This window comes from Acinetobacter sp. LipI_15 (assembly GCF_058242865.1).
The window spans coordinates 1,442,702-1,468,717 of the sequence record NZ_JBZAYN010000001.1; the positions used below are offsets into that span (position 1 = coordinate 1,442,702).

At 40.6% G+C, this 26,016-nt stretch carries 25 protein-coding genes; 19 read left to right on the forward strand and 6 right to left on the reverse strand.

The features are described 5' to 3' along the window. Positions 1-206: 206 nt before the first annotated feature. The 14 genes from AC4CU0_RS06975 (at position 207) to AC4CU0_RS07040 (ending at position 17,419) form a co-directional block, all read left to right on the forward strand. Entirely contained in the window at positions 207-1,991 is a 1,785-nt protein-coding gene (locus tag AC4CU0_RS06975; protein WP_490742768.1) for an IucA/IucC family protein, read from the forward strand. After that, positions 1,984-3,441 (forward strand): lysine N(6)-hydroxylase/L-ornithine N(5)-oxygenase family protein, encoded by a 1,458-nt coding sequence (locus AC4CU0_RS06980; protein WP_490742769.1) that lies wholly within the window; start codon positions 1,984-1,986, stop codon positions 3,439-3,441. The genes AC4CU0_RS06975 and AC4CU0_RS06980 overlap by 8 nt, the downstream gene beginning before the upstream one ends. After that, positions 3,441-5,276, forward strand: a complete 1,836-nt coding sequence (locus tag AC4CU0_RS06985; protein ID WP_490742770.1) for an IucA/IucC family protein — start codon at positions 3,441-3,443, stop codon at positions 5,274-5,276. Before AC4CU0_RS06980 ends, AC4CU0_RS06985 begins: the two co-directional genes overlap by 1 nt. Positions 5,277-5,330: 54 nt before the next feature. After that, on the forward strand, positions 5,331-5,963 hold the full coding sequence (locus tag AC4CU0_RS06990; RefSeq protein WP_490742771.1) for a GNAT family N-acetyltransferase: 633 nt from the start codon (positions 5,331-5,333) through the stop codon (positions 5,961-5,963). After that, positions 5,960-6,352 (forward strand): hypothetical protein, encoded by a 393-nt coding sequence (locus tag AC4CU0_RS06995; protein ID WP_078190999.1) that lies wholly within the window; start codon positions 5,960-5,962, stop codon positions 6,350-6,352. Before AC4CU0_RS06990 ends, AC4CU0_RS06995 begins: the two co-directional genes overlap by 4 nt. After that, positions 6,328-7,599 (forward strand): MFS transporter, encoded by a 1,272-nt coding sequence (locus AC4CU0_RS07000; RefSeq protein ID WP_490743474.1) that lies wholly within the window; start codon positions 6,328-6,330, stop codon positions 7,597-7,599. The genes AC4CU0_RS06995 and AC4CU0_RS07000 overlap by 25 nt, the downstream gene beginning before the upstream one ends. Before the next feature lie 15 nt (positions 7,600-7,614). Then, complete coding sequence (locus tag AC4CU0_RS07005) at positions 7,615-9,882, forward strand: TonB-dependent receptor (protein WP_490742772.1); 2,268 nt, start codon at positions 7,615-7,617, stop codon at positions 9,880-9,882. A gap of 111 nt (positions 9,883-9,993) precedes the next feature. Continuing rightward, entirely contained in the window at positions 9,994-11,214 is a 1,221-nt protein-coding gene (locus tag AC4CU0_RS07010) for an MFS transporter (protein ID WP_490742773.1), read from the forward strand. 234 nt (positions 11,215-11,448) lie between these two features. Beyond that, positions 11,449-13,620 carry a bifunctional mannitol-1-phosphate dehydrogenase/phosphatase gene (mtlD, locus tag AC4CU0_RS07015; RefSeq protein ID WP_490742774.1) on the forward strand — a complete coding sequence of 724 codons (2,172 nt, stop codon included), beginning with the start codon at positions 11,449-11,451 and terminating at the stop codon, positions 13,618-13,620. Positions 13,621-13,810: 190 nt separating this feature from the next. Next, entirely contained in the window at positions 13,811-14,485 is a 675-nt protein-coding gene (locus AC4CU0_RS07020; protein WP_490742775.1) for a 2'-5' RNA ligase family protein, read from the forward strand. Next, entirely contained in the window at positions 14,482-15,003 is a 522-nt protein-coding gene (gene cobU, locus AC4CU0_RS07025; protein ID WP_180110939.1) for a bifunctional adenosylcobinamide kinase/adenosylcobinamide-phosphate guanylyltransferase, read from the forward strand. Before AC4CU0_RS07020 ends, cobU begins: the two co-directional genes overlap by 4 nt. Continuing rightward, positions 15,000-16,052, forward strand: a complete 1,053-nt coding sequence (cobT, locus tag AC4CU0_RS07030; protein ID WP_490742776.1) for a nicotinate-nucleotide--dimethylbenzimidazole phosphoribosyltransferase — start codon at positions 15,000-15,002, stop codon at positions 16,050-16,052. The genes cobU and cobT overlap by 4 nt, the downstream gene beginning before the upstream one ends. Beyond that, positions 16,053-16,676, forward strand: coding sequence for a histidine phosphatase family protein (locus AC4CU0_RS07035; protein ID WP_490742777.1), 624 nt, complete (start codon positions 16,053-16,055; stop codon positions 16,674-16,676). Then, on the forward strand, positions 16,673-17,419 hold the full coding sequence (locus AC4CU0_RS07040; RefSeq protein ID WP_490742778.1) for an adenosylcobinamide-GDP ribazoletransferase: 747 nt from the start codon (positions 16,673-16,675) through the stop codon (positions 17,417-17,419). The genes AC4CU0_RS07035 and AC4CU0_RS07040 overlap by 4 nt, the downstream gene beginning before the upstream one ends. 64 nt (positions 17,420-17,483) lie before the next feature. Here the strand turns inward: AC4CU0_RS07040 and AC4CU0_RS07045 are convergent, their stop codons facing one another. After that, complete coding sequence (locus AC4CU0_RS07045) at positions 17,484-18,194, reverse strand: LrgB family protein (protein ID WP_490742779.1); 711 nt, start codon at positions 18,192-18,194, stop codon at positions 17,484-17,486. Beyond that, on the reverse strand, positions 18,191-18,643 hold the full coding sequence (locus tag AC4CU0_RS07050) for a CidA/LrgA family protein (protein ID WP_168378650.1): 453 nt from the start codon (positions 18,641-18,643) through the stop codon (positions 18,191-18,193). The genes AC4CU0_RS07045 and AC4CU0_RS07050 overlap by 4 nt, the downstream gene beginning before the upstream one ends. Positions 18,644-18,740: 97 nt before the next feature. Here AC4CU0_RS07050 and AC4CU0_RS07055 point away from each other — a divergent pair, with 97 nt between their 5' ends. Beyond that, positions 18,741-19,640 carry a LysR family transcriptional regulator gene (locus AC4CU0_RS07055; protein WP_490742780.1) on the forward strand — a complete coding sequence of 300 codons (900 nt, stop codon included), beginning with the start codon at positions 18,741-18,743 and terminating at the stop codon, positions 19,638-19,640. A 149-nt stretch (positions 19,641-19,789) separates the two neighbouring features. Next, positions 19,790-20,269: a winged helix-turn-helix transcriptional regulator gene (locus AC4CU0_RS07060; RefSeq protein WP_078191046.1), complete on the forward strand. Its 480-nt coding sequence runs from the start codon at positions 19,790-19,792 to the stop codon at positions 20,267-20,269. A gap of 82 nt (positions 20,270-20,351) precedes the next feature. On the opposite strand, the gene AC4CU0_RS07065 is transcribed toward AC4CU0_RS07060, so the two are convergent. Genes AC4CU0_RS07065 through tusD form a run of 4 tightly spaced genes read right to left on the reverse strand, consistent with a single transcriptional unit; the run spans position 20,352 to position 21,777 of the window. Further along, entirely contained in the window at positions 20,352-20,663 is a 312-nt protein-coding gene (locus AC4CU0_RS07065; RefSeq protein ID WP_180026275.1) for a TusE/DsrC/DsvC family sulfur relay protein, read from the reverse strand. A gap of 48 nt (positions 20,664-20,711) precedes the next feature. Beyond that, positions 20,712-20,999 (reverse strand): DsrH/TusB family sulfur metabolism protein, encoded by a 288-nt coding sequence (locus AC4CU0_RS07070; RefSeq protein ID WP_490742781.1) that lies wholly within the window; start codon positions 20,997-20,999, stop codon positions 20,712-20,714. A 13-nt stretch (positions 21,000-21,012) separates the two neighbouring features. Continuing rightward, entirely contained in the window at positions 21,013-21,363 is a 351-nt protein-coding gene (locus AC4CU0_RS07075; protein WP_168378646.1) for a hypothetical protein, read from the reverse strand. A 45-nt stretch (positions 21,364-21,408) separates the two neighbouring features. Continuing rightward, entirely contained in the window at positions 21,409-21,777 is a 369-nt protein-coding gene (gene tusD, locus AC4CU0_RS07080; protein ID WP_078190984.1) for a sulfurtransferase complex subunit TusD, read from the reverse strand. A gap of 301 nt (positions 21,778-22,078) precedes the next feature. Here tusD and AC4CU0_RS07085 point away from each other — a divergent pair, with 301 nt between their 5' ends. The 3 genes from AC4CU0_RS07085 to fumC all read left to right on the forward strand — a co-directional run bounded on the left by AC4CU0_RS07085 (position 22,079) and on the right by fumC (position 25,793). Continuing rightward, positions 22,079-22,675 carry a phosphatase PAP2 family protein gene (locus AC4CU0_RS07085; protein ID WP_078193832.1) on the forward strand — a complete coding sequence of 199 codons (597 nt, stop codon included), beginning with the start codon at positions 22,079-22,081 and terminating at the stop codon, positions 22,673-22,675. Between the two features lie 516 nt (positions 22,676-23,191). Then, complete coding sequence (locus AC4CU0_RS07090; RefSeq protein WP_180011423.1) at positions 23,192-24,199, forward strand: SDR family NAD(P)-dependent oxidoreductase; 1,008 nt, start codon at positions 23,192-23,194, stop codon at positions 24,197-24,199. A gap of 199 nt (positions 24,200-24,398) precedes the next feature. Beyond that, positions 24,399-25,793, forward strand: coding sequence for a class II fumarate hydratase (gene fumC, locus AC4CU0_RS07095; protein WP_180110934.1), 1,395 nt, complete (start codon positions 24,399-24,401; stop codon positions 25,791-25,793). The last annotated feature ends 223 nt before the right edge of the window (positions 25,794-26,016 follow it).

Here is a 26,016-nt window from a genome sequence, read left to right on the forward strand (position 1 = left end):
AAAAAAAATTAATTTTTAAATACATAGAGATAAGACCAAATTTGCAATCCTGTAGCAAATCTTCACAAAAATGCAATTATTAACAATAATGATTATCATTAACATGGTTTCACGCTGGCCAGCGTACTAAGCATGACTTGCACAGTTAAAGAAACATAATTACATGACAAAGCTTGGAAAAGCTTAAAAATAGAGGATATGGTCAGATGAAAGAGCTTGCTAATCGCTTGGCGATGCAGCATCTTGTCAATGCATACTCACAAGAAACCGGTAAAGGTATTTTGCTGGAAAAGTATCAACAGAATTCATCACAATTGACGTTTAGCCAAGGCTTGACGTTATTATGCATCCCTTTAGATTGCATTCAATCACAGTTATTTGTACCACTATCTTATGCCAGCCTTGTTGGTAGACATCGTCTTGCAGATCTCCCACACGTCTTTAACAAGGGACAGAAACAATCATTTAGTATCACCGCGATTGCGAGTTTATTGCTTGAACAGCTCGTACAAGAGTCAGGTCATACACTGGATGCTTCATCATTATTGGAGCGTTGGATCGAAAGTCGTGAAGCGCTTACTCAATTTTTGACACTACGTGAACATGATTTTGAGGCTTTGGTCCAAGCGGAACAAAGTTTCATTGAATCGGAACAAGCTTTAATTTTAGGGCACAGCATGCATCCTGCACCGAAAAGTCGGGTCGGTTTTGTGCATGAAGATTGGGAAAGGTATTCGCCAGAAGCCAAAGGTCTCAGCCAACTGCATTATTGGTTGGTAGCTCCAGAATATATTCAAGAAGGTTCAGCTTTAGATCAATCTGTATCCGCGCAATTGAAAAGCGAATTGCAATGGCATTTATCAGAAACAGATCAAGCACTACTGAATGCTTATTCGCATTATAAGTTATTGCCTTTGCATCCTTGGCAAGCACGTTATTTACAGTCAAAAGCATGGTTTAAAAGTTTAAAAACCAAATTAAAAATTATCGATTTTGGCGAGAAAGGTTGGGTATTTTCCCCAACAACTTCGGTACGTACACTAGCAAGTTTTGCAGCACCGTGGATGTTGAAACCATCGCTATCGGTAATGATCACCAATTCAATTAGAGTCAATCTTGCCAAAGAATGTCACCGTGGCGAAATGACCCATCGACTTTGGCATTCAAGCCTCGGTGAACATATTTTACAACAATCCCCAACGCTCAAAGCGGTGAATGATCCTGCTTGGATGGCATTGAGCATAGATGATGAAATAGTCGAAGAAACTATTTGCATCTTCCGTGATCAGCCTTTTAGTGAAAAGCAGCAGGTGAGTTGTATTGCATCATTATGCCAAGATCATCCTGCACAGCCGAAAAGCCGTTTTAATGCCTTATTTGAACAAATCGCAAAACAACAACCTGAACTTGATCAAAGAGTAATTGCGATCAATTGGTTTAAACAATTCTTAGTTATCAGTCTAAAACCATTAATGTATTTGTACCATCAATACGGAATGGCCTTTGAATCACATCAGCAAAATGTCTTACTTGAGCTGGAAAATGCAATGCCTAAATATCTATGGCTGCGCGACAATCAAGGCTTTTACTATATCGAAGAACTTGCAGGTGAAATCTTAAGCGCGTTTCCAGAGTTGCAAGAAAAAGCGCATGCCGTGGGTTCAAAAGCCTTTGTCGATGAGCGCTTTAGCTATTATTTCTTTGGTAATACTTTATTCGGCATCATCAATGCAATTGGTGCAACTGGATATGTTACAGAGCAAGTGTTGATATCGATATTGCAAAATGAACTGTTGGACTTACATCAGGTTTATCCAGAGAGTTCATTGATTCATTCATTACTGTATCAGCCAACCTTGCCGTATAAGGGCAATCTGTTGACGCGCTTGTATGAGCTGGATGAATTAATTGCCCCAGTCGATAAGCAATCGGTTTATGTACAGTTGCCAAATCCTTTATGTGTGGAACAGAAGGATGTGCAATATGCTTGATTTTATTGGGATAGGCTTAGGGCCATTTAACCTTAGTTTGGCGAGTTTGCTACATAAGCAAAATCATTTGCAGTATCAATTTTTTGAAAAGAAACCACAGTTCGACTGGCATGCGGGTATGCAATTGCCCAATACAGTATTGCAAGTGCCGTTCATGGCCGATCTGGTTTCCATGGTTGATCCAACCAGTCCTTTTAGTTTTTTAAACTATTTAAAGGCACAGCAGCGTTTATATAAATTCTATTTTTTAGAACAAGCTCAGATTCCTAGACGTGAATATAACCATTATTGTCAGTGGGTTGCAGACCAACTAGAGCATATTCAATATCAATCAACCGTAAAAGCCATTTATGCCCAAGAGCAAGGCTTTGAAGTCATGGTTGAGCAAGATGGACGCTTTCGACGTTATCAATGCCGAAATTTGGTCATTGGTTCGGGCAATGTTCCGCATTTACCACAGTGTCTAAAAGATATTCAACAACAATATCCAGAGCGTTGCTTACATTCTGCAAATTATTGCAATGCAGCGTTTAATCACTTGAAAGGGAATGTAGTTGTACTGGGATCAGGCCAGTCTTCGGCCGAAGTCTTTATGGATCTTTTTGATCGTCAATATTTGCAGGATCAAACCACAACAGCGCAGTTTAAGTTGCATTGGCTGACACGCTCTAATGGGTTTTTCCCGATGGAATATGCACCGCTGGGTTTAGAGCATTTTAGTCCAGATTATACCGCGCATTTTTATCAACTAAGCCCCGAAAATAAAGCCGAACAACTGAAGCAACAAGGCTTGTTATATAAGGGCATCAGTGCAAAAACCATCCGTGATATTTACCAAAAACTATATCACCGGAGCATTGGTCAAAATATTCAACAGACGCATTTACATGCTCAGGTGGGTTTGGTCGCTGCCGAGCCGCATAGCGCGGGCATCCGTTTGCAGTTTCAGCATAAAGTCACGGCAGAACAATTCTATCTGGATGCCGACTTTGTCGTGGCTTCAACTGGATATCACAGTCCCGAGTGGCAATATCTCAAATATCTAAAACCACTGATTCAATGTGATGAATTCGATCGCTGGAAAATTAGTCAGGACTACCGCGTACAGCATGATGCTGTCGGGGAGATCTTTGTTCAAAATCAGGAAATGCACAGTCACGGTGTCGGGACTCCTGATTTAGGGTTGGGTGCTCACCGTGCAGCAGTCATTGCCAATCAATTATTGGGTTTTAACTTATACGATTTAGGTGATCAAGCGCAAAGTTTCCAACATTTTTCACCCAGTGAAAATGCTGAAATGCACAGTATGGGCATTGTAAAGAAATCAGCGCAAACCAATATCCAAAGACCATTTTCCGTAAAAAAAACCATTGCTAACTACGCAATGAACCGCAATACGACCATGCCGAATAAGCAAGAACAGAATGCGGTTAAACTCGAGAAATTATAATGACATTTGCAAAATTACAGATAAATCAAACGCAGTGGCGCCGTGCAGGGCAAAGACTGATTGAAATGGCGATTGCTGAGTTTTTATATGAAGAAATTATTCAGATTCAGCAAGTTGAAAATAACACTTGGCAACTCAATCTGGATGACAAAACGTATCAATTTGAAGCGACTCAGCTTCTGCTTGGGCATTGGCGTATTGTTGAAGGAAGTGTTCGCGAATTAAGTGAATCGACAGCACAGCTCGCATGGAATCTGCATGAATTTATTCGTGCTTTTTCAAATCAAGCTGAAGTGAAACCTTTTACCAAGGCTTATTTGATTAAAGAAATGAACAATACATGGTTGGCTGAAGCACATGTTTTTGATGAACAAAGATTGCTAAGTCAGGCTGTCCTGTCAGCGCCACACTATCAAATTGAAGGCATGTTGCGTGGACACCCTTGGCTCATTATGAGTAAAGGCCGTATGGGCTTTGGCTATGATGATTATTTAAGCTCCGCACCAGAGATTTCTCCAACAGTCAAAGTCCTGTGGTTAGCTGTTCATCGTGATTTAGCTGAGTTTCGTTCGACCGAGGCTTGGGATGCGCAAAGCTTATATCGCCATGAGTTGAACTCTGCCCAATTACACGATTTTCAACATCAATTAGCGGACAAAGCCTTAGATGCTGCTGAGTATTACTTTATTCCTGTACATGCATGGCAATGGCATCAGTGGTTAATCCCGACCTATGCCAATGAAATCGTTGATCAGCGTATTGTCGAATTGGAGATTGGACAAGATGATTATGTGCCAATGCAATCAATTCGTACCTTATGCAATACCAGTCATCCTGACCGTCATTATGTGAAGTTACCTGTCAGTATCTTTAATACGGCGGTATATCGAGGGTTGCCTTCAAAACGAAATTTGGCTGCACCTGCGGTGACCGCTTGGCTGAAGGACATTCAACATCATGATGCAGACCTGCAAAAAACACAGGTGGCATTTTTGGGCGAAATTGCGAGTCTCACTTTACAACAGCCGTGTTTTGATCAGATAGACGGTGCGCCTTACCAATTTAAAGAATTGTTTGGTTGCTTATGGCGTGAAAGTGTAGAGCCTTACATCGGTGAACATCAGTTAGCGCTTTCCCAAGCAGCATTGTTGCATCGAGATCTAAATGGTCAGTCTATTTTATCCGTGTTGATTCAGGCTTCAGGTTTGACGCCTTTGCAATGGTTGAAGCGTTTTGCCGAAGTTTGTGTAACACCGTTACTGATTTGCTTATACAAATATGGTTTGGCTTTTTCTCCACACGGTGAAAACACCATGTTGATCCATGAAAATGGTTTACCGAAAAAAATGGTGCTGAAGGACTTTATTGATGATGTCAATTTAGTTGATGAAGATTTTCCAGAACTCGAAAATTTACCACCTGAAGGGCAAATTTTACTGCGTCATCCTGCTGAAGAACTTAGTCACTTTATCTTTACAGGTTTGTTCATGGTGCATTACCGCTATATCTGTAATGTCTTCCTTGAAGATTATCCAGAGCATACAGAACTTGAGTTTTGGCAAACCATCTCCAGCGTGATCGATGAATTTCATCAGGCACATCCTGAATTGGCAGATCGTATTGAAAAATTCAGTATGTTCCGTCCAAGTTTCGTGAAAATTTGTCTGAACCGAGTTCGACTGTTTACCACCAGTTATAACGACGAAGCAGAACGACCAGTACCTGTATTTTTAGATCCAATTGCAAATCCTGTAAGTCCAAACACCTTAAATCAGTGGGTGAAACAACAGCATACTGCTAAGCAGAAAATGACAACCAACCGTATTGCGTCATAAGCAGATTTTTGAGCTAAGAACAGAAAAGATTAAATAAATTTAAAGGACGACATCATGACAACGTTATCACGACAACTACCTGATTTTTATGAATACCATGAGAATGAGACGCAATACTACTTACGACAAATGCAATATCCAGAAGATATGGCTTTGGTTCATAAATGGATGCATGAGCCGCATGTGATTCCACAGTGGCAGCTCAATAAGTCAGAAACTGAACTAAAAGTGTATTACGAAAAAATGCTAGCGGATGATCATCACCGAATTTTGATTGTAGGAGTCAATGGTGAAGATGTGGGCTACACAGAGATTTACGAGGGAAAACGGGATCGTTTAGGTTTGTACTACGACGGTGATGAGCTTGATCTAGGTTGGCATTTGTTATTTGGAGAAAAGTCCATTTTTGGTAAAGGCTATTTACGTCCTGTCATGCGTTTATTGAGTTTTTATATCTTTGAAAATGCAGCATCAGCCAAGATTGTGGGAGAGCCTGATCATAGTGTGAAGCCTTATGCCGTCGTGGTTGAAGACATGTGCTATGAAGCGCAGCGCCTAATCCCAATGCCTGAAAAGACCGCCATGTTGTATTACTGCTTTAGAGAAACATTTTATTCAAAATTTGGTCATTACTTAAACGACTCCAAGGCATTTCAGCATCAGCAACTAGCTAAGGCGGTGTCATGAGTTATCGCTGCACCCACATGCACATACTGGACATGCGCTTTTCAGCGCATGTTTCAGTGGAAGAGTTTGAACAATGGTTGACTCAAGTTGAGCGCTTTTTTCTGAAAAGTCAGCCCTTTGTTTTGGTTATGCAAACGGCTGAGGGAACGACTTTTCCTGAAGAATATCGGCAAATACAGGCCGTTTGGTACAAGAAGTTTAAACATCTCTTTTTTCAATATTGTTTGGGTCTGGTGCGTATTGCGCAAGATCCAGATGACTTCAAACGTTTAAATACACCCGCGCTGCATGCAGCGTGGCGTGTGCCTTATTACGTTTCATTAGAACAGTCTGATGCGCTGCAATGGGCAGTGCAGAGGTGGATATGCAACAACACTCAAGAAAATTAAATCATGCAATTTCACCATCTCAAATTTCAGTTCTGAGTTTGAGCGTCGTGATCATTTTGTACTTAGCACATGCATTGCCTTTGTATTTTTACAATGTGGCTTTGCCTGCCATTTTACGACATCAAGGGGTAGATTTACGCTGGATTGGCATGTTATCGCTGCTTTATATTCCATGGGCATTCAAGTTTTTTTGGGCGCCTTGGATTGATCAGCTCTATGTCAAAAAACTCGGTAAACGTAAAACATGGCTATTGTTTACGCAAATGGCATTGGTACTGGGGGTACTGGTTTTAGCCTTTACGCAGTTTTCTTATGGGCTGACTTTATTTGTTATTGTTGGTTTATGGATTTCAACGTTTGCGGCAACGCAAGATATTGCGATTGATGGTTATACCGTAGAGAAATTTACCGAAGGCAATTACCGTCTGGGCAGTATGGCACAAAGTATTGGGGTGGCCGTCGGGAGCATGCTTGGTGGCGCTGCAACTTTATGGATTTACCAATATTGGGGTTGGCAGTCAGCGCTCACAACTTTAGCGCTGCTGACATTTTTAACCATGTTTGCTGTGTTTTTTATTCAAGAAGAACCACAAACTCAACTTGCCAAAGCCAAACCAAGCCTACGACAAGCGTTTAAACGACCTGAGATTCGTTGGGCCTTGCTGCTCATCGTTTGTTATCGCGTGGTGGAAGCACCCGCAATGGCGATGCTCAATCCAATGTTGATCGATCAAAAATGGTCACTGTCTCAGATCGGGGTGTTGATGTCTGTGGTCGGTGCCGGTGTCGGTCTGATTGCAGCTGTTAGTGCAGCTGTATTGCTGAAAAAAATCAAAGGGACGCAATTGTTGGTCTGGGCAGGATGGTTACGTACATTGCTATATGCCGTCATTGGGGCAGCTGTTGTATTGGGTTGGTTGAATCAATGGCATCTGCTTTTAGGTGTATTTGTCGTGCTGATGCTAGCCATTCGTTATATCGCCATGACATCACTCTATGCCTATTTCATGCAGACAAGTTCTAAAGAACAGGCGGGTACCGATTTCACCATATTAGTGTGCTTTGAATTGCTTGTTTACTTTATTGGCGGCGCATTTTCAGGCTTTCTCGCAAAATCATTAGGCTATGGACATTTTTACTTAGTACTGGCAATCGGCTCCGTGATCAGTGTCCTACTTAGTCAACGCATTGTTTTAAAAACACAAAATTTAAAAACTCAAACACTTCCGACTCAATCGGAACTCTAAGAAATGGAAAAGAATATGAAACGTTTAGCTCTACCGATGCAACTGACTTGTCTCAGCCTTGCAATTTGCACTCAGCTTTATGCACAAGACGTCACAACGGACACAGCACAAAATACTGCAGTTGAAACACAAACTGCAGAAGCTACTAAAATGGCACCGATTGTTGTGACGGCAACGCGTTCTGCGAAAAGCATTGCGGATATTGCGGGTACGGTGTACAGCATTCCTAAAGAAGAAATTGAAAAACAAGCCAATGCAGGTAAAAGCACAGCTGATATTGTCGGTTTATTGGTGCCATCACTGACTCCATCGAGTGGTACAACGTCTAACTATGGGATGACCATGCGTGGACGTGTGGTGCAATACATGATTGATGGTGTGCCGCAAACGGGATATCGTGATGGATCTCGACAACTGGCAAGTATTAGCCCGTCGATGATTGAACGAATTGAAGTGGTCTCTGGCGCAAGTAGTATTTATGGTTCAGGTGCGACAGGCGGTATTATCAATATCATCACCAAACGAGGTGGATCAGAGCCGCTGAGTTTTGAAACGAAAGTCGGTGTTACTTCTGGTAATAACTTTAAGTCTGATGCGCTAGCTTATGAAGCTGCACAAACCATGAACTTTAATCAAGGCAATTTACGCGGGACATTAGGTGCAAGCTATACCAAACGTGGCGAAATACAAGATAGTCATGGCAACCGTATTGGGCCTGAAATTGCGCAAACAGACCGTCAAGATACCGACACCTTAGATCTAAATGGTCGTGTCAGTTGGAAAATTGCCGATGGTCAAACGCTGAGTTTCGGTGCGCAATATTATAATGATGAGCAAGATAGTGACTATGGCCCTGACTATGGTCCAAATTTAAATGCGCTGCGCTCACAGCCCGTGGGTGGAAAGCTGCCGTTGTCATTAAATGCGGTAAAAGGTTTACAACTTGCTGAACAACCACAAACTGAACGCTACAGCATCAATGCACAATATGAAAATCAAGATATTTTAGGCCATCGTCTAAACGCTGAAACCTATTATCGAAATGAAAAAGCACGGTGGTTCCCATCTGCACGTCAAATGGCACCTGAACTTTTCTTGGTGTATCAGTCAGAAACCGATATTGATGTGTTAGGCGCACGTGTTGCTCTACAAAAAGATCTTAACTTAAATGGTCGTGAACTGGGGCTAACCTATGGTGTGGACTATGAAAATGAAAAAGATCAACAAAATATCCAAATGTATGACAGTGCTACATTTATTCAAAGTAATGGTCTGAGTTATCAGCCGTTTAACTATTATGCCTTTGGCCCAGATGTTGAAACAGAAAAACTTGGCGTATTTGCCCAAGCGCAATATGAATTAACCGACCGACTAGGCTTACAAGCCGGCATTCGCCATGAACGTGTAGAAAGCGATGTCAATTCATCTGTGCCTTATATGGAAGCCATTACTGCAGATTTAACCCCAGGTTATGTAGCGAAAACACTGAATGGCGGCAAAGTGAAACATGATGCAACGCTGTTTAATGTGGGCGCGGTGTATCACTTAACAGATGCACAGCAAGTGTTTGCCAATTTCTCACAAGGTTCAAACTTGCCAGATGTGCAACGTATGCTGCGCGATGTGCCGGCAAATTCTGTGATTAATAGCCAAACGATTGACCCGATTAAAGTCAATAACTATGAACTTGGTTGGCGTGTACAAAATGCCGGTGGTTTAAATGCAGGAGTGACAGCTTTTTATAATGACTCAGATAAAAGCCTGAAATTTGGTGCGCCGAATTACACCATTGATGTTATTGATACAGATGAACGTATCTATGGTGTCGAAGCCAATGCCAGTTATGAAGTTCAACCAAATTGGACGGTTGGGGGCACAGTTGCATATACCACGGGCCAATTTAAAAATACCCAAGGTGACTGGCAAGAATTGGATGCCATTCGTGTAGCACCTTTAAAAGGTACAGCATTTTCAGAGTGGCAATTTGATAATGACATGAGCCTACGTGTTCAAGCTTTAGCGATTGGCGGTACAGACAAAGCCCAAAAAGACGCTGTGAAATATGGATCTGCTCCAGCAGCGGCAATTAAAGGCTTTGCAACGATGGACGTGATTGCCAATGCAAAAGTAGGACCGGGTAATGTGGGCTTTGGTGTCTACAACGTGTGGAATACGGATTATAAATCGGTATACAGCCAGTCGGTTGAAACTGTCTATGGCCCAATTTCTAGCCTAGCTGCTCAAGGTCGTACCTACGGTTTAAGTTATACGGTGAAATACTAATTTAAATCCTGAATCGGGTTTAAAGCACGGTATCGTGACTTACAAAATAGAGGTGGCTTAAGTCACCTCTATTGTTTATAACGTAGCCATTAAAAATGGATAACAAAAATAATGGATCGAAATAACAAACTGTTTATTGCCGCCAGTCTTGCCAATGGTGCAAGTTTCTCGATGATATTGCCGCTGTTGGCGCCATTGGTTCGTGAGTTAAAACTTACTGAGCTACAAGGTGGCGCGATGGTTTCCGTCGGTGCGCTGCTGATGGCTGTTGGTGCCATTTACATTTCAAAAAATCAATCCAAGTTTTCGATATATCAACTGTTGAGTATCGGTTTTGTGGGCATGGCTGTGACATGGGGGTTATTTACAGCCGTGTTGATGTATGGCCTTACTGTTCAGATAGGGATGTTGCTGCTGTTTAGTTTATTAATGTTGTCACGCGCAGCGACTGGGGTATTTATGGCGATGCCACAGATTGCCTTGCAAACTTATGTGATGACCCGTTTTAGCAATGAGCAGCAGCGTTCACAAGCGATGTCAAAATTCGGTGCATTAAATAGTGCAGGCGTGATCATTGGGCCATTTCTAACAACTTTGCTGTTGGGCTTCGGTGGAATCATGACGCCGCTTTGGGCTGCAATCATTATTTTAGCGTTGATTTCTGCGGTCTTGGTGTTCAGCTTTGACCGACATACCGAACAGCATAGCGTTGAAAAGCCAGTGACAGAAAAGCATGAGTCACCATCTACGGATTTGAGCATTCAGCAATGCTATCCATGGTTAATGTTGGGATTCAGTCTCTATCTTGCCATCGTGACAGTGAATTTAACGGCAGGGTTTTATATTCAAGACCGCTTTAATATGACTGCTGCAGAGGGTGCAGTGCATTTTGCAGAGTGTTCTCTCGTCGTGGGTATCGCTTTGGTGATTATGCAAACGCTGATTTCTAAGTATTTAAATTGGTCCGTATATCGCTTACTGTGGGTTGGGCTGTTTAGCATGGCAGCAGCCTTGCTGATTTCGGTTTTCACCACTGAATTACAGATATTTCAAGCTACATATCTTTTATATGGTATATCGGTTGCATGTTTAATCCCTGCATTTACAACGGGTGCAGCGCAAACGGCGCCCAATGCGTTACAGACTAAGGTGGCAAGTTGGTGTACAGCCACTCAGGCTTTGAGCTTTGTTGTCGGGCCACTGATTAGTACGGGTTTATATCAGTGGCACAAAGAATTTCCGTATTATTTTTTATTTTTAGTGATGCTCGGTCTGATCGTATTCTTTTTATTTCAAACCAAAACTCAAACCGTGAAGCGAGTGACTGAGTGAAATTGCAGTGAATTGTATATTTACAGCAATAGATCACTGTGTAGACCGTACCATCCTGACAACAGTGGGTTTTGATTACATGATGTTACTTGATCAGCGATTGATTTTACAAAATAGATTTTAAAAGCAAGCTTTTTGATTAAAAAATAACCACAATTGTTTCATTAATTCTCAAAGTACTGAATCAATAGTTTTCTCCGTTATTCTTTTCACATAAAAAATAACGGAGGTTAAATGCTTAAATTTAATAATGATTTGGTTCTGGGCGCCATTTTTGATATGGATGGAACAATGTTTGATACTGAACGTTTACGGTTTCAAACATTGAAACAGGCATCTCTTGAATTGATCGGTGTTGAGTTTTCCGAATCATATCTGATGAATTGTTTGGGGTTAAGTGCACAAAGCGCGCATCGATTGGCCCAAGCCGAATATGATGAAAACATTCCATACGCAGATATTCGCAAACGCGCAGATGAATTAGAGTTGGAGCATGTTCGTCAGTTTGGTGTACCGATCAAAAAAGGCTTGGTTCAAGTATTAGAACGCTTACGCAAGTCAGGACTGAGGATGGCCGTGGCAACATCGAGTCGCCGTGCAATCGCAGAAGAATATCTCATCAATGCCAATGTGTATAAGTTCTTTGATGTCTTAGTCTGTGGCGATGAAGTTGAAAATGGTAAGCCACATCCTGAAATATTTATGCGTGCTGCCGCAAAGCTGAATTTAAATCCTGCTGATTGTTTGATGTTTGAAGACTCGGAAAATGGTGTGACTTCGGCCTTTGACGCTGGCGGTATTACCGTACTGTTTAAAGATATTAAATCGCCCAATCAAAACATGCTGTCCAAAGCCAAATATTATTATGAATGTATGTATGACTGTTTGACGGAACTTGACCCGTTCACTGCGCATTTAGAGATGCCGCATGTGCAAGAGGCTTTTCCACAAACCCTTAATCAGCTCACTGTTGGTATTCATGGTTTTGGGGCGATTGGTGGTGGTTATTTAGCACAAATTTTGTCGCATTGGGATGGTTATACACGCCCGAAAAAAATTTATGCATCGACTCGTAACCCTTTATATCGCTCTGCGGTCAATGCATTTGGTACCTATTGTATTCGCTATGGTCAATTGTCTTATGACGAACGCATTGAAAACATGGCAGTCATTGATGCTGAAAATATTCAGCAGATGCAAGAGATGTACACAGAGTCAAGTTTGGTTGCCATCTGTTTGCCTGAAAAAGCGATTGCAGAAGAGGCCAAAACCATTGCACAAGGCCTGTATGCACGACATATTGCACATGATGAGAAAGCCATCGAACCTCTAACGATGCTGATCATTTTGAACAAAGTCGGAGCAAAACAATTATTAATGTCACATTTAAAACAGGCTTTAACTGAGCTTGCTGGAGCGGTTGTTGCAGAGAAAATCATGCAACAACACTATTTTTGCGATACCGTGGTCAACCGCATGGTATCTAAGTTAAGTGACCAAAACTTATATCGTCAGCTCCGTATAAAATATAATATCTTCAAACAATTTCAATTAGATGAAGTTGAAGTGGATGCTCAATTAGACTTAGAAGATGCGACGAAATTAAATCCAGATCAGGAACGTCAGGCTACTTTATATGTTGAGGATATGCGCCGAAATTTCCACCCAAGTCATATATTGCAAAGCATGGATTTAATTTTATTTAACGCAGAATCTGACATGCCGATCTATGTAGAAAATAATAGTCCTTTGTTAGAAAAAATGCGTCAAATGATTTTGGTCGATCATATTGAAGATATTCAGCTAATCAAAAATCGCTTATGGAATGGCGTACATGCCATGTTGGCTTGGCAATCTGCACTGTTCAATCATCAAACCATAGGTGTGGCACTTGCAGATCATCGTGTTGATCAATTTATGCATGAACTCATTGACGAGGTGCAGGCTGGTTTAGCACGATGCTTACCTAATCGTGCTTTTGATTTAACACGACTGGCAGAAAGCTTTATAAACTCTTGTGAACATGCGTATAAAGATCCATGTGCGCGTGTGGCACGAGATCCTTTACGTAAACTTGCAATTAATGAACGAGTGTTGGGTTCGTTGGCGACCAATCTGAAATATGGACTGGAGACAAAGCACCTACAGCAAGGGATTGTCTATGGTTTGATGTATGCCGTGAGTGTAAATCAATGTTCGATGGAACAGGTTATCAACTTTATCCAGTTGCAATTTTCAGAACTGAAAAAGACCAACGAGCTTGAACAACTGGAACGTATTGAACAGATTGAGGCCAATGTAATGATACAGTTGCAGCATTTTTCTGATCAGTCCACAGAGCAGTTTACATCTTGGAAAAACCATGCTGTAACGCAAGATCAGAAAGATACTGCGAAATTTGCCTAAAATATAATGCTTATCTGTGCGCAATGTATATTGAATCAAAATGCTGAGTATGACTCGGCATTTTTTTCTTACAAAGAAGCTTTAGATGAATGAATTTCAGCTTTAAATGAATATTACTAAATCAAAATTGGGCAAAGTCTGTTTTGATTCATGCTTTAATAAAGCAGATTAAATTTAAAGTGATTTATCTGTGTTTTTAAAACCCTCAATGCAAGTCGTACCGACGCTCAATCAGGATTATCCCGATTGGCATCAAGGTCGTCAGCACTATGCTTTGTGGTATATAGAAATACAGGATCCTGAATTATTGGCATATCTCACAGCACTTCGAGCGCAGTTTTCAGATATTTTATACACGCCGAATACGCGCCAATTTCATATCACCGTGTTTATTTGTGGCTTTTTTGAAGAGTTAAATAAAACCCAATTAATCGATCATTCTGAACAACGATGGAATGATAATTTCTCAGCAGATGAATTGGCACTGCACCAACAACAACTTCGACAGTTATCGCTATCTAATATTCGGTTACGTACAGGTCAGATCAATAGCTTTCAAAGCGCGCTGTTTATTGAAATTGTGGATTTAGATCGTAAGTTAGAGCATCTACGTCAAGCTTTTAATTTAAGTTCGAATGAAATTGCACCGATCGAATATTGTCCGCATATCACATTGGGCTTGTATAAACAGGCATGGAATAGCGATGATATTTTTGAAAGAATCCAACAAGTTGAACAGCACTGCTTTGATTTTGAAAGCGAGCAACTGACTTTTGGTCATTATCAGGCTCAAGTACTACAAGGGGCATTAAGTCCTTATTATCAACATCAGTTTAGACAAAATATAGAGATGGCACAGTCATGATTCATTTCATTTTGGGTGGGGCGCGTTCAGGTAAGAGCCGACTTGCAGAACAAAAAGCCAAAGAAAGTGCTCAAGCCGTCATCTATGTGGCTACAGCACAAGCCTATGATGATGAAATGCAGGAGCGAATTCAGCATCATCAAGCAGACCGACCTGAACATTGGGGGCTGATTGAAGAGCCTCTATATTTAGCCGACCGCTTAGTTGAAATAGACCAAGCTCATCAAACCATTCTTATCGATTGTTTAACGCTGTGGATGAGTAATTTATTGCTGCATGAACAAGCAGACTTTCAACAGCATCAATGCCAAAAATTACTTACGGTGCTGCCAAAATTAAAGTCAGACATTATTTTAGTCAGTAACGAAACTGGGCTGGGCGTTGTTCCCATGGGACAAATCAGTCGAAAATTCGTCGATGAATCTGGGCGCTTACATCAACAAATTGGTCAAATTGCTGACCATGTGGTGTTTTGTGTTGCAGGTTTTCCAATGATCTTAAAAGGAGATAAAGCATGAACTGGTGGCAAGAACCCTGTCAAAATCCGAGTATCGAAGCTAAGCAACAGGCGGCAAATCACCAGTTACAGCTAACCAAACCTACGGGCTCACTTTCAGAACTTGAAAATGTTGCGGTACAACTTGCATCATTACAAAACACGGATCAGCCCAATATCGACTTCCCATGGATTAGCATCTTTGCAGGTGATCATGGTGTGATGGAAGAAAATATTTCGGCCTACCCACAAGCTGTCACACGCCAAATGCTACAAAACTTCACGACCGGTGGTGCATGTATTAGTGTCATTGCACGTGAGTATCAAGCCAAACTACAAGTGATTGACTGTGGTTCGGTGGGTGAAGCCTATGAATATGCAGGGGTAGAGCGCCACTGTATTGCCGCAGGTACGGCAAATTTTGCTAAAACTGTTGCGATGAGCGAATCACAATGTATTGAAGCGATGAATCTTGGCCGTAAAAGTGTTGAAGATGCTATCGCTGCAGGTGCGTCAATTTATGTCGCAGGGGAAATGGGCATTGGCAATACCTGTTCTGCTTCTGCTGTTGCATGTTTTTTATTTAATGAGCCGGCCGAAAAACTGACAGGTGTTGGTACAGGTATTCGTGCTGAACAATTGGCACATAAGAAACAAGTGATTGATCAAGCTTTAGCCTTACATCAGGACTATGTTGGCCAAGATGTCTTTAAAGCCCTATGTGCCGTAGGTGGTTTGGAAATTGCCGCGATGGTTGGAGCATACATTCGCTGTGCGCAATTGGGTCTGGCAATGGTCGTTGATGGATTTATTAGTACGGTTTCTGCCTTGGTCGCTGTTCGTTTAAATCCTGCTGTACGTGAATGGATGCTCTTTGGTCATCAATCGGCTGAATATGGGCACCAACGTTTACTTCAAGCCCTTGAAGCTGATCCACTTTTGAAGTTGAATTTACGTTTAGGTGAAGGCAGCGGTGCCGGTGCGGCATTGGGTTTAATTCGTTTGGCATGTCGTTTACATAACAACATGGCGACTTTTGCACAAGCTGCTGTGATTGGTGAAAAAGTTTAAATGGAACATTTCCGTTTAGATATATTGCGTCATGGTGAGACTGAACTAAGCCATACCTTACGTGGCTCTACAGATGATGCTTTGACGCAAAAAGGTTGGCAGCAGATGCAGCAGACCATAGAAGATGTATTGAACGTCATACATACACACGGTTTAGCGAGCTGGGATGTCATCATCACTTCTGACTTACAGCGCTGCCGTTTATTTGCTTTAGATTTGTCTCAACAACTTAAATGTCCAATGTTTGAAAATGCGAAGTTTCAAGAAATGCATTTTGGCGACTGGGAAGCAATATCAACCAAGTATATCTATGAAAACACCCCAGAGTTACTCGCACAGTTTTGGCAAAGTCCAAGCACATTTACGCCACCGAATGCAGAAAGTCTTCAGCAATTTCAACAACGGATCTTAAGCGGTCTAGATGAGCTAGTCTTGCAGGCTCAACAGCATCATTGGCAACGCGTTTTATTGGTTTCCCATGGTGGTGTGATTAAATTATTAAAATGTATGGCACAGCAAAGTCACTTAGATGATTTATTAAAAATGACTGCAGAATTGGGACAATTAAATTCATTCATTGTGCAGAATCGTACAAATATTCGTCTTTTGGAGCAAAGTGAATGACACCTTTTTGGATTGCTCTACAGTTTCTCACGACTTTCCCGATTCAACTTAAAGCGATGCCATCGAAACAGCAAAATGGACAGTCTTTGCTGTTTTATCCAGTGGTGGGATTGTTGATCGGTGGCATTCTTGCCTTGCTTGCTTTTATATTTCACAGTCTACCAATCATCTTACTCAGCAGTATTTTGCTTGTGGTCTGGATTTGGCTCACAGGTGGATTACATCTAGATGGTTTAGCCGATACGGCAGATGCATGGGTCGGTGGCTTTGGCGATGCCGAGCGTACACTTAAAATCATGAAAGACCCTGCATGTGGGCCGATTGGTGTGTTGAGCCTCGTCGTGATTTGCTTACTCAAATGGTCGGCGCTTTATGTTTTGCTACAACAGCAAATGTATTTGGCATTAATTGTATTTCCAGTATTAGGTCGTTTAGCCCCTTTATTTTTGTTTTTAACAACTCAGTATGTTCGTGAAAAAGGCTTGGGCTCATCGATAGCAGCAACTATTCCACGAAAGTCGGCATACATGATATTTACACTCTGCCTAAGTGCATGTTTGTATTTTAGCTGGACTGGAGTGGTCAGTATTCTTACATTTATTTGTACTTTATTGTATTTACGATGGAAATTTATTCAGCGTATAGGTGGTGTGACAGGAGATACAATTGGTGCCGCGATTGAAATCACAGAAGTGTCGAGTCTTTTAACGTTTGTCATAGCAATACATTATTTAGCTGTATAGTTTTACAGATGAAACAGTTTAAATCATCATTTAAAAAGCCCAGAGACTGCACTGGGCTTTTTATTTATCCCAATAGATAAATGACTAAATGAATAAGCGATGGCCCAAGCAATACCATAAATACTCCAGCAAGTACCATGCTCAAGCAGGCTGCAACACCTTCTTCTTTATGACGTGATAATGCTTTACTTGTACCAAATCCGTGTGCAGCATTGCCAAGAGCCGCACCTTGTGCAAAGCGTAAATGCAATTTAAGCCCAGCCAAAACTAGGTCAGCCATAGCCACGCCGGCAATCCCAGTAATCATGGTAAATAGAATCACCAATTCGACTGAACCCCCAATATTCGAGGTAAGTTCCATGGCAAAGGGGGTAGAAATGGAACGTGCCATTAAGCTATAAGACGTTTCTTGGTCAAACTGAAACAACTGTGCCAAATAAAAAGCACTAATAATCCCAGCTAACATGCCAATCACGATGCCTAAACTAATGCTCAGCGCATGCTGACGGATAATTTGCCGATATTCATAGATGGGAATAGCAAAGGCCACAGTTGCCGGGCCGAGCATCCATACAATCCATTGGCTTTCTTGCATATAGGTGTCATATGAAATATGAAAGCAAAGCATGAGTATAATCAGCACAAACGGGACGAATAGTGCAGGGGAAAGAACCATATACGGTAACTTACGATGTAGCTTTTTCGCCAAAACATAACCGACAAGGGTCAGGACGAAAAACAACACTGAGATACTGTTCAACCCAAAATCGTTCATAAAGTTTTACCTGCTGTGTTGACATTATGATCTGACGAAGTTTGGTATTTCGCTTTAAGTTTTGCCTCGAGTTTAAAGCCCCAATAAACCGTAAATGCTGTAAACACCATGACACAGACGGTACCCAGTACCACGGCTAAAATTAACTGCCAGCCAGAGCTGAGTAATAAATCTTGATATTTAATTAATCCAACTACACAGGGGATAAAGAATAGAACCAGTTCAGCCAAAATAAAATCTGAGCCTTGTTTGACCCACTGCATTTTAAATAAACCACTCAACAATGCGGCTAAAAGGAGCAATAAACCAATCACGCCAGCAGAGATCGGCAAGTTAAACCAAGATTGAATGCAAGAGCCAATCCACCAGATCAATATCAATAAACTTAGCTGCGCTAAAGTTTTAAGAAACTGGGTAAATTTGGAAGTAGATTGTGGAAACGTATCCATGAGACGACAGTAGAATAGGAGATGACGCTATTTTAAAAGTGCATAACCTGTATAATTATGAATAATTAATTATTAATTATGCTTAAATGGAATAATAATGGACATTAAAAGCCTAAAAGTCTTTGTGACCATCGTACAAAAACAGAGTTTTAGTCATGCAGCAGAAGCGCTTTTTGTCACTCAGCCGACCATTAGTAAATTAATTCGTCAGTTAGAAGACGAGATCGGAGTGCCTTTATTTCATAAAGGAGAAGCAGGTCGAAAAAGGGAAGCACAGCTCACCTATATGGGAGAGCAGATTTATCAGCATGCTTTAGTGATTTTGAATGAACAACAACGGATGCTTGATACTGTCACCCAAGTTCGCGCCTTAAAACAAGGTAAATTGACTCTAGGTTTACCGCCATTGGCATCGGTATTGTTCAGTCAGTTAATTGCGCTGTTTCATAAAAAATACCCCAATATTGAACTGAGCTTTTTTGAGGTAGGGGCGACGGGTATTGAAAATGCCATTTTAAAAAAACAGGTCGATGTTGGAATTATTTTGGGTCACTTGAAACCGGTATTAAGCGGTATACCAGTCATGGAATCACCTTTGTGCTTATTATCCAAAAAAAACTCACAATGGCGAAAGCGAAAAACCGTTTCGTTGATTGAATTAAAAGAAGAGTCATTTTTATTGTATGACGATACCTTCACACTCAATGACATCATTATACAGGCGGCAAATTACGTCGGATTTGAGCCCAATGTGGTATGTAAAAGCAGCCAGTGGGACTTCATCGCCAAAATGGTGGATTCAAATGTTGGGATTGCACTCCTGCCTAAAATTTATTGTGAACAACTTGATGCGGTAAAATACCATGTGGCTGAATTAGAAAATCCGAACTTAGACTGGAAACTCAGTATGGCCTGGAATACCACTGTTGCCATGAGTCCCGCAACGCGTGCATGGCTAGAAATAATTGAGGACAATAAAGACAAAATACATTTTTAGTTCATTTACAGATCAATAGATAAAATGAATGCGTTGAAACGATGGTGGATTTTACGATTTGTACAACAAAGATTATTGAAAAGGATTTTGCAAAATCAACAGGCATGAATTAAATTGGGTGTCGGTCGTTATTTTTGATGGTTCATAAAATGAAATGGGATGATATAGGTCAACAACCGTGTTCAATCGCTCGTGCACTTTCAGTGCTAGGGGACCGTTGGACCATGTTGATTATCCGTAATGCATTTATGGGCATTCGACGTTTTGATGACTTTCAACAAAATCTCGGTGTGACGCGTCATGTGTTATCTGACCGATTAAAGCGTTTGGTTGAAGAAGGTATTTTAACCAAAGTTGCTTATGTCGAGCGTCAGGAACGGTTTGAATATCGGCTGACGCAAAAAGGCTTAGACTTGTATCCAATCCTTCTAGCTATGACCCATTGGGCTGATCAATATATGGATCAGGGCTTGGGATCACCAGTTGAATATGTACATCAAGCATGTGGGCAAAAATTTAAACCGGTTTTAGTGTGCTCATGTTGTGCCGAACCGATCCAAGCCAAACAGGTCAAACCGATATTTACCCAAGCCTATTACATCGCTCTCAACCAATTAAAACCTGCCTAAGCTGTTTTATGGCTTTATTTAAAATGCTGATTTGCATCCATCTTGCTAAAATAGCCTAAGCGGTATTTAGATTACTTTAAAATTACAAACAATTTGCAGGTTTAGGGATTCCCGCTAAACGACTTAAATGTCGAGCGACCAAACCCGTATTAAATTTGTCTTGTAACACCGCATTATTAATATCAGCGCTCACCGTTTTCATTAAAAATTTAATGAGTGGGCGAGTTGCCGGCGAGTGACCAAACTGTTGATAAAACTGTCGCACAGCTTTTAAAACTTCAAAATGCCAAGGGCTTAACTCAAGTTCTAAACTTTTAGCCAGTTCTTGGGCAACAGTTTCATTCCAAATAGTGTAATCCACCAAATGGCCATCTTGGTCTAATTCAAGATTCATATTCATTCCAAAAGAGAAGATTGTAGAAATGGATCGCTTTTACTCAATTTATTTGAGTGAAATACATCTTTTAAATCTCAGGCATAGATCAGCAAAAGCGGCATAGTCGATCACTTTCATATGACTATAATTCATGCTTTTACCTAAAATTTCAGCATCATTTTCAAGTACATAACATGTGCCAAATTGCTGAATTTGTTCATCTGCAATATGTAAGACTGCTTCACCCATCAGGATGATTGTATCTTCAGGATTGATTAAACTGGCTAACTGCTGGATGTGCTGTAGGGTATTGGCATAGCTGGCTTGGACTAAATACAGCGTAGAATTTGACATCATCATTCCTCTTTTACCAATACAACACATGATCAAATTGTTGAATCAATTCAGTATTGAATTGAACAAACTCAAGTTCTTGTTCACTATTGATCACAAATGGATGCTGTGAATTTTTTTGTTCAATATAAATCGGGGTGAGATCATAAAACTCAAAGCTATCAACCATGTTGGAAGCGAGTTTAAACGCATGCTTGAGCTGACTAAACTCTTGTTCTGCCTGAAGTAAGCTCAGCGCAGCATCTTTGAGCAACACTTTAACGTCACAACCGAAGGTTGCAAGCACCATGGTCGCAGAAAGACTTTCATGTACTTGTAAGTTTGCAAGATTTGCATGGGTTAAAACAACCAGTACAGATTTCACGTAATTTTCCTTTTCAATGCTACAAATGCGCGGCAATCAAAACACTTAGAATTGCAATAAGCGGTCAGCAGCTTGTACAGCATCGGCAAGTTCGCCTAGGCCCACAAGTTCAAATTGTTCAGCTAAATTATGTTGCTGAATATTGTGACGCTGTGCATTTTCCTGATCTGTGATCCCACGTGCGAGAGCTGCACTTACGCAAACAGGTAAACGAATGCCGAGTTTTTGCCATTCACTGCTGAGTTTGCGCTGATCATCTGGCACCCATTGCAGGGCATTTGCCACATTTACACCATCTTGATAGAAAAAAACCCGAAAGTTTTCGCCTTTCTGCTTCAGTGCTTGGGCAAGACCCAAAGCATGCCAAGCCAATATCGAAGTGGGTGAGGAGGTAATTAGTAATAGAGTACTCATCGAAATTCACTAAATGAATAAACGGTCTAGATCGACAGTTTGTTCTGAGTTCAGAAGAAAAAGCTAGTATACAATGATTTACTCAATGATCTGAATATTTGCACAGTTTTGCTTATTTAGGCAGCGAAGCCCTAGCCAATTTTTCTTCAAATATAACGATTCATTTATTTTGGGTTCAGCCTAAAGTTGCCACTTTTCATAAATTAACTGTGCGGTTACATACTGAAAAATCTTTATATGAATAAAACGCAATTTTTGATTTTGCAGAGTGCTATGATCTTTTCATTTTTTAAACCATCTCATGAATATAGAGAAATTTAACTTAAGTTTATTTAATTCAATCAATGCTTCGGACAATGCTTTAGATTTCACCATTTCTTTTGCCATATTTATAGCCAATGATCTATTTTATATCGTGATTCTCTTGATGTTTTTGGCTTGGTTTAAAGGCAGTTTTGACACCAAAAAACAAATCGTTAAAGCCACTGTTTTTACAATTGTCGCTTTTCTTATCAGCCAAGTGATTTCAAGTTTCTTTTACTATCCTAGACCCTTTGTCTTGGACGTTGGACGTACAATTATAGAACATTCACCGAATGGATCATTCCCGAGTGATCATATGCTGTTTTTTAGCACGATTGCATTTTCTTATATTTTTTCAAAGCAAAAAGCTGTCGGCTATGTATTTCTCGCTTTCGCTTTTCTTGTGGCGTGGTCGAGAGTCTATTTAGGTGTGCATTATCCAATGGATATGGCGGGAGCGCTGATCATTGCGGTTTTGCTGAATTTTGTTGGACTGTCTTTATGGCGAAAATATGGGTCTTATTTGGTGAGCATGATCTTAAAAGTTTACGAGTTCCTATTCTCAGCCATGATTAAAAAAGGCTATATCCGCTAAATTAAGTTTGCTAGATATTTGCGATTTCAAACTTTTGCTGCTGTTACAGTTACATTGCCAACATCCTGCCAGATGAATATTTCTGATGATTCATCTGGCTTTCACATCCTGCTTCTCGACCTCAAAAATAGTCAGACTGCTCAATTCAATTTGCTCATTCGATAAGATCATTTCTAATATTTTGTTGCTGTGTAATATGCTTTCTAGTGCGATTATTTTTAAATATCTTCTTCTAAAAGCGTTCACTCAAATACCACGTAATCTTGAGATTTCTTCAAAATTGATTGGCTAGCGAGGTCATTTGTCGTAAATCAAATACAGTTAATATTCATAACTGCAACACAGTCAAAATTCCAAAGCAGTAAGATAAAACTAGAATGCTCTTGCAGATTGTTCGGCTCATGGAAAATGCTGAGGCGAGGTTTAATAATTTTGATCTGTAGAAAAGTTGGTGACTACTTCAAGATGATGCCAAAGAGTTGTAAAAGCTTGATAACTATAAGGAGTATCTAAACAATGATTTTAGTGACTGGTGGTTTAGGCTTTATAGGCTCACATATAGCCTTGAGTTTAATGGCTCAAGGTCAAGAAGTCATTATTGTGGATAATTTATCCAATGCAAATTTACAAACACTTGAACGACTAGAATTTATTTCAGGCATGTATGTACCTTTTGTCAAACTCGATATTCGAAATACTCCCGCACTCAATAAAGTATTTGAACAATATACCGTCGATGCTGTCATTCATACGGCAGGCTTTAAGTCATTGGAAGAATCCGTCCTTAAACCACTTGAATACTATAATGATAATGTCAGCTGTATCATGAGTTTGCTGCGTGCCATGCAGCGAACAGGTGTACGAACACTGATCCATTTATCAAGTTTGGCGGTATATGGTCAGTCGTCGGCAGAATTAACAGAAGACACAGAAATCAATTTTACCTATCCAAATCCCTATGTGAAATCTCAACAAATGGTGGAAGAAATTATACGGGATACTGCACGTACTGATAATGAGTGGAAAATTGCGATTTTGCGTTTAGGAAACGTCGCAGGTGCTTTCGAGCATGCAGTTTTAGGTGAGTTTGTAGCGCCATTGCCAAAAAATATCGTGCCACTAGCGATGCAAGTTGGGGCTTTACAACGAGACTTTATCGAACTTCGCAAACAAGCCAAAACTGAAGATGGTACTGTGGAACGGAGTTTCTTGCATGTACTCGACTGTTGTAAGGCGGTGTGGCAATGTTTGCAATGGTTGTCGCAGCAGCAATTCGCCTGTGAGGCCTTTAATATTTCAGGTGAATTGGTTTCGATACAGCAACTGTTGGATACGCTTTCAGAAGTGACACAGGCGGAGATTAAGACGGTCGAATCTAGTTTTTACCCAAGCCATGAATATGACCAGCTTGGGGCAAGTACACAGAAAGCGAAAAGTACTTTTGATTGGCAGCCTGAACAAGATTTAAAGAAAATGCTAGAAGATGAATGGCGTTTCTATCAACAAACATTAAGAGGTAATTAACTCGTCTTGTATTCGGTAAATTTAATCGTCGTGCATGATTTTCTTTATAAAATCACGATAAAGATTATCAAATAAACCACTTATAATTGATAATGGTTATTATTTACAAATCTAAGCAAGTTACCTAAACTGTATTTATCAGCAGAGTTTGATTCTGCACAGACGTTCAAGTTTTATAAATAAGGATATGAGGTCATTTATGCAAACACGTATTGAACATGACACAATGGGCGATGTTGAAGTACCTAGCGATGCGATGTGGGGTGCACAAACACAGCGTAGTTTGCAAAACTTTAAAATTGGTGGTGAACGTTTACCGCGTCCAATGATTCGTGCAATGGGACTCGTCAAAAAATCAGCAGCGATTACCAACGCAGCTTTGGGTCAAATCCCTCAGGAACTTTCTGGATATATCGTCAATGCAGCCGAAGAAGTGATCTCCGGTCAATGGGATGCACAATTTCCACTGGTAGTTTGGCAAACTGGTTCAGGTACGCAAAGTAACATGAACTGTAATGAGGTAATTGCCAATATTGCCAATCAAAAACTAGGCAATCCATTGGGTTCACAAAAACCTGTCCATCCCAATGATCATGTCAATCGTGCTCAATCGACCAACGATTCGTTCCCAACTGCAATCCATGTGGCTGCAAGCCTACAAATCAATGAGCTTTTAATTCCTGCTGTAACGAAACTTCGTAATACCTTAGAAGCGAAATCTAAAGAATTTAAAGATATTGTTAAAATTGGCCGTACACATTTACAGGACGCAACGCCTTTAACATTAGGCCAGGAGTTTAGTGGCTATGTTTCACAGCTCGATCATGGTTTGAAGCGTTTAAATCAAGCTTTAGAAGGGCTGTATGAATTACCACTAGGCGGAACAGCGGTGGGTACAGGTCTCAACGCACATCCTGAATATGCTGTAAAAGCAGCAGCAGAACTTGCGAAACAAACGGGTCTGCCATTTGTAACTGCGCCAAATAAATTTGAAGCACTTGCAGGACGTGATGCAGCTGTATTTGCGTCGGGTGCTTTAAAAACACTTGCTGTAAGTTTAAATAAAATCGCCAATGACGTGCGCTGGTTAGCCAGTGGCCCACGCTGTGGTTTTGGTGAGCTACGTATTCCAGAAAATGAGCCAGGCTCAAGCATCATGCCAGGTAAGGTCAATCCAACTCAAAGTGAAGCCATGACGATGGTGGTTGCTCAAGTACTTGGAAATGATACAACTATTAATGTTGCGGGGGCATCGGGTAACTTTGAATTAAACGTGTTTATGCCTGTTATTGCCTTTAACTTATTGCAATCTATTCAACTCCTCGGCGATGCATGTAATAGTTTTAATGACCACTGTGCAGTAGGCATTGAGCCAAACCGTGAAAAAATCGATCATTTCTTACATGATTCATTAATGTTAGTTACGGCACTCAATCCTGTAATTGGTTATGAAAATGCTGCGAAAGTTGCTAAAACTGCATATAAAGAAGGTAAAACTCTAAAGCAAGTTGCGGTAGAACTCGGTTTAGTCACTGCAGAGCAATTTGATGAAGTGGTTCGTCCTGAGCAAATGGTTTCACCCAATACCAAATAAATTGTTTTGAGATCATTCATCTAGAGTGTTTGAAAATAAAAAGAGGGGCTGATTCATATTCAGCCTCTCTTTTTATTGGATAACTTTTTAATTCTTTTTATCGCTGAATACTGGCTAACACATATTTTTTTTGAATCATAGTCATCTTGAAATGTATGTATATAAACAGGACTGTTTATTAAAAATAGGGCAACGAACAGAATGAAGAAAGGCCTGATGATGA

What these genes read in the sequence shown, in the direction of transcription:
- AC4CU0_RS06975 (WP_490742768.1), top strand. Translation starts at nt 207, where the DNA reads ATGAAAGAGCTTGCTAATCGCTTGGCGATGCAGCATCTTGTCAATGCA.
- AC4CU0_RS07065 (WP_180026275.1), bottom strand. Translation starts at nt 20,663, where the DNA reads ATGAATCTTGAATTAGACCAAGATGGCCATTTGGTGGATTACACTATT.
- AC4CU0_RS07050 (WP_168378650.1), bottom strand. Translation starts at nt 18,643, where the DNA reads ATGGATACGTTTCCACAATCTACTTCCAAATTTACCCAGTTTCTTAAA.
- AC4CU0_RS07055 (WP_490742780.1), top strand. Translation starts at nt 18,741, where the DNA reads ATGGACATTAAAAGCCTAAAAGTCTTTGTGACCATCGTACAAAAACAG.
- AC4CU0_RS07005 (WP_490742772.1), top strand. Translation starts at nt 7,615, where the DNA reads ATGAAACGTTTAGCTCTACCGATGCAACTGACTTGTCTCAGCCTTGCA.
- AC4CU0_RS06995 (WP_078190999.1), top strand. Translation starts at nt 5,960, where the DNA reads ATGAGTTATCGCTGCACCCACATGCACATACTGGACATGCGCTTTTCA.
- AC4CU0_RS06980 (WP_490742769.1), top strand. Translation starts at nt 1,984, where the DNA reads ATGCTTGATTTTATTGGGATAGGCTTAGGGCCATTTAACCTTAGTTTG.
- tusD (WP_078190984.1), bottom strand. Translation starts at nt 21,777, where the DNA reads ATGAGTACTCTATTACTAATTACCTCCTCACCCACTTCGATATTGGCT.
- cobT (WP_490742776.1), top strand. Translation starts at nt 15,000, where the DNA reads ATGAACTGGTGGCAAGAACCCTGTCAAAATCCGAGTATCGAAGCTAAG.
- AC4CU0_RS06990 (WP_490742771.1), top strand. Translation starts at nt 5,331, where the DNA reads ATGACAACGTTATCACGACAACTACCTGATTTTTATGAATACCATGAG.
- AC4CU0_RS06985 (WP_490742770.1), top strand. Translation starts at nt 3,441, where the DNA reads ATGACATTTGCAAAATTACAGATAAATCAAACGCAGTGGCGCCGTGCA.
- cobU (WP_180110939.1), top strand. Translation starts at nt 14,482, where the DNA reads ATGATTCATTTCATTTTGGGTGGGGCGCGTTCAGGTAAGAGCCGACTT.
- AC4CU0_RS07035 (WP_490742777.1), top strand. Translation starts at nt 16,053, where the DNA reads ATGGAACATTTCCGTTTAGATATATTGCGTCATGGTGAGACTGAACTA.
- mtlD (WP_490742774.1), top strand. Translation starts at nt 11,449, where the DNA reads ATGCTTAAATTTAATAATGATTTGGTTCTGGGCGCCATTTTTGATATG.
- AC4CU0_RS07060 (WP_078191046.1), top strand. Translation starts at nt 19,790, where the DNA reads ATGAAATGGGATGATATAGGTCAACAACCGTGTTCAATCGCTCGTGCA.
- AC4CU0_RS07010 (WP_490742773.1), top strand. Translation starts at nt 9,994, where the DNA reads ATGGATCGAAATAACAAACTGTTTATTGCCGCCAGTCTTGCCAATGGT.
- AC4CU0_RS07000 (WP_490743474.1), top strand. Translation starts at nt 6,328, where the DNA reads ATGCAACAACACTCAAGAAAATTAAATCATGCAATTTCACCATCTCAA.
- fumC (WP_180110934.1), top strand. Translation starts at nt 24,399, where the DNA reads ATGCAAACACGTATTGAACATGACACAATGGGCGATGTTGAAGTACCT.
- AC4CU0_RS07090 (WP_180011423.1), top strand. Translation starts at nt 23,192, where the DNA reads ATGATTTTAGTGACTGGTGGTTTAGGCTTTATAGGCTCACATATAGCC.
- AC4CU0_RS07040 (WP_490742778.1), top strand. Translation starts at nt 16,673, where the DNA reads ATGACACCTTTTTGGATTGCTCTACAGTTTCTCACGACTTTCCCGATT.
- AC4CU0_RS07045 (WP_490742779.1), bottom strand. Translation starts at nt 18,194, where the DNA reads ATGAACGATTTTGGGTTGAACAGTATCTCAGTGTTGTTTTTCGTCCTG.
- AC4CU0_RS07085 (WP_078193832.1), top strand. Translation starts at nt 22,079, where the DNA reads ATGAATATAGAGAAATTTAACTTAAGTTTATTTAATTCAATCAATGCT.
- AC4CU0_RS07070 (WP_490742781.1), bottom strand. Translation starts at nt 20,999, where the DNA reads ATGTCAAATTCTACGCTGTATTTAGTCCAAGCCAGCTATGCCAATACC.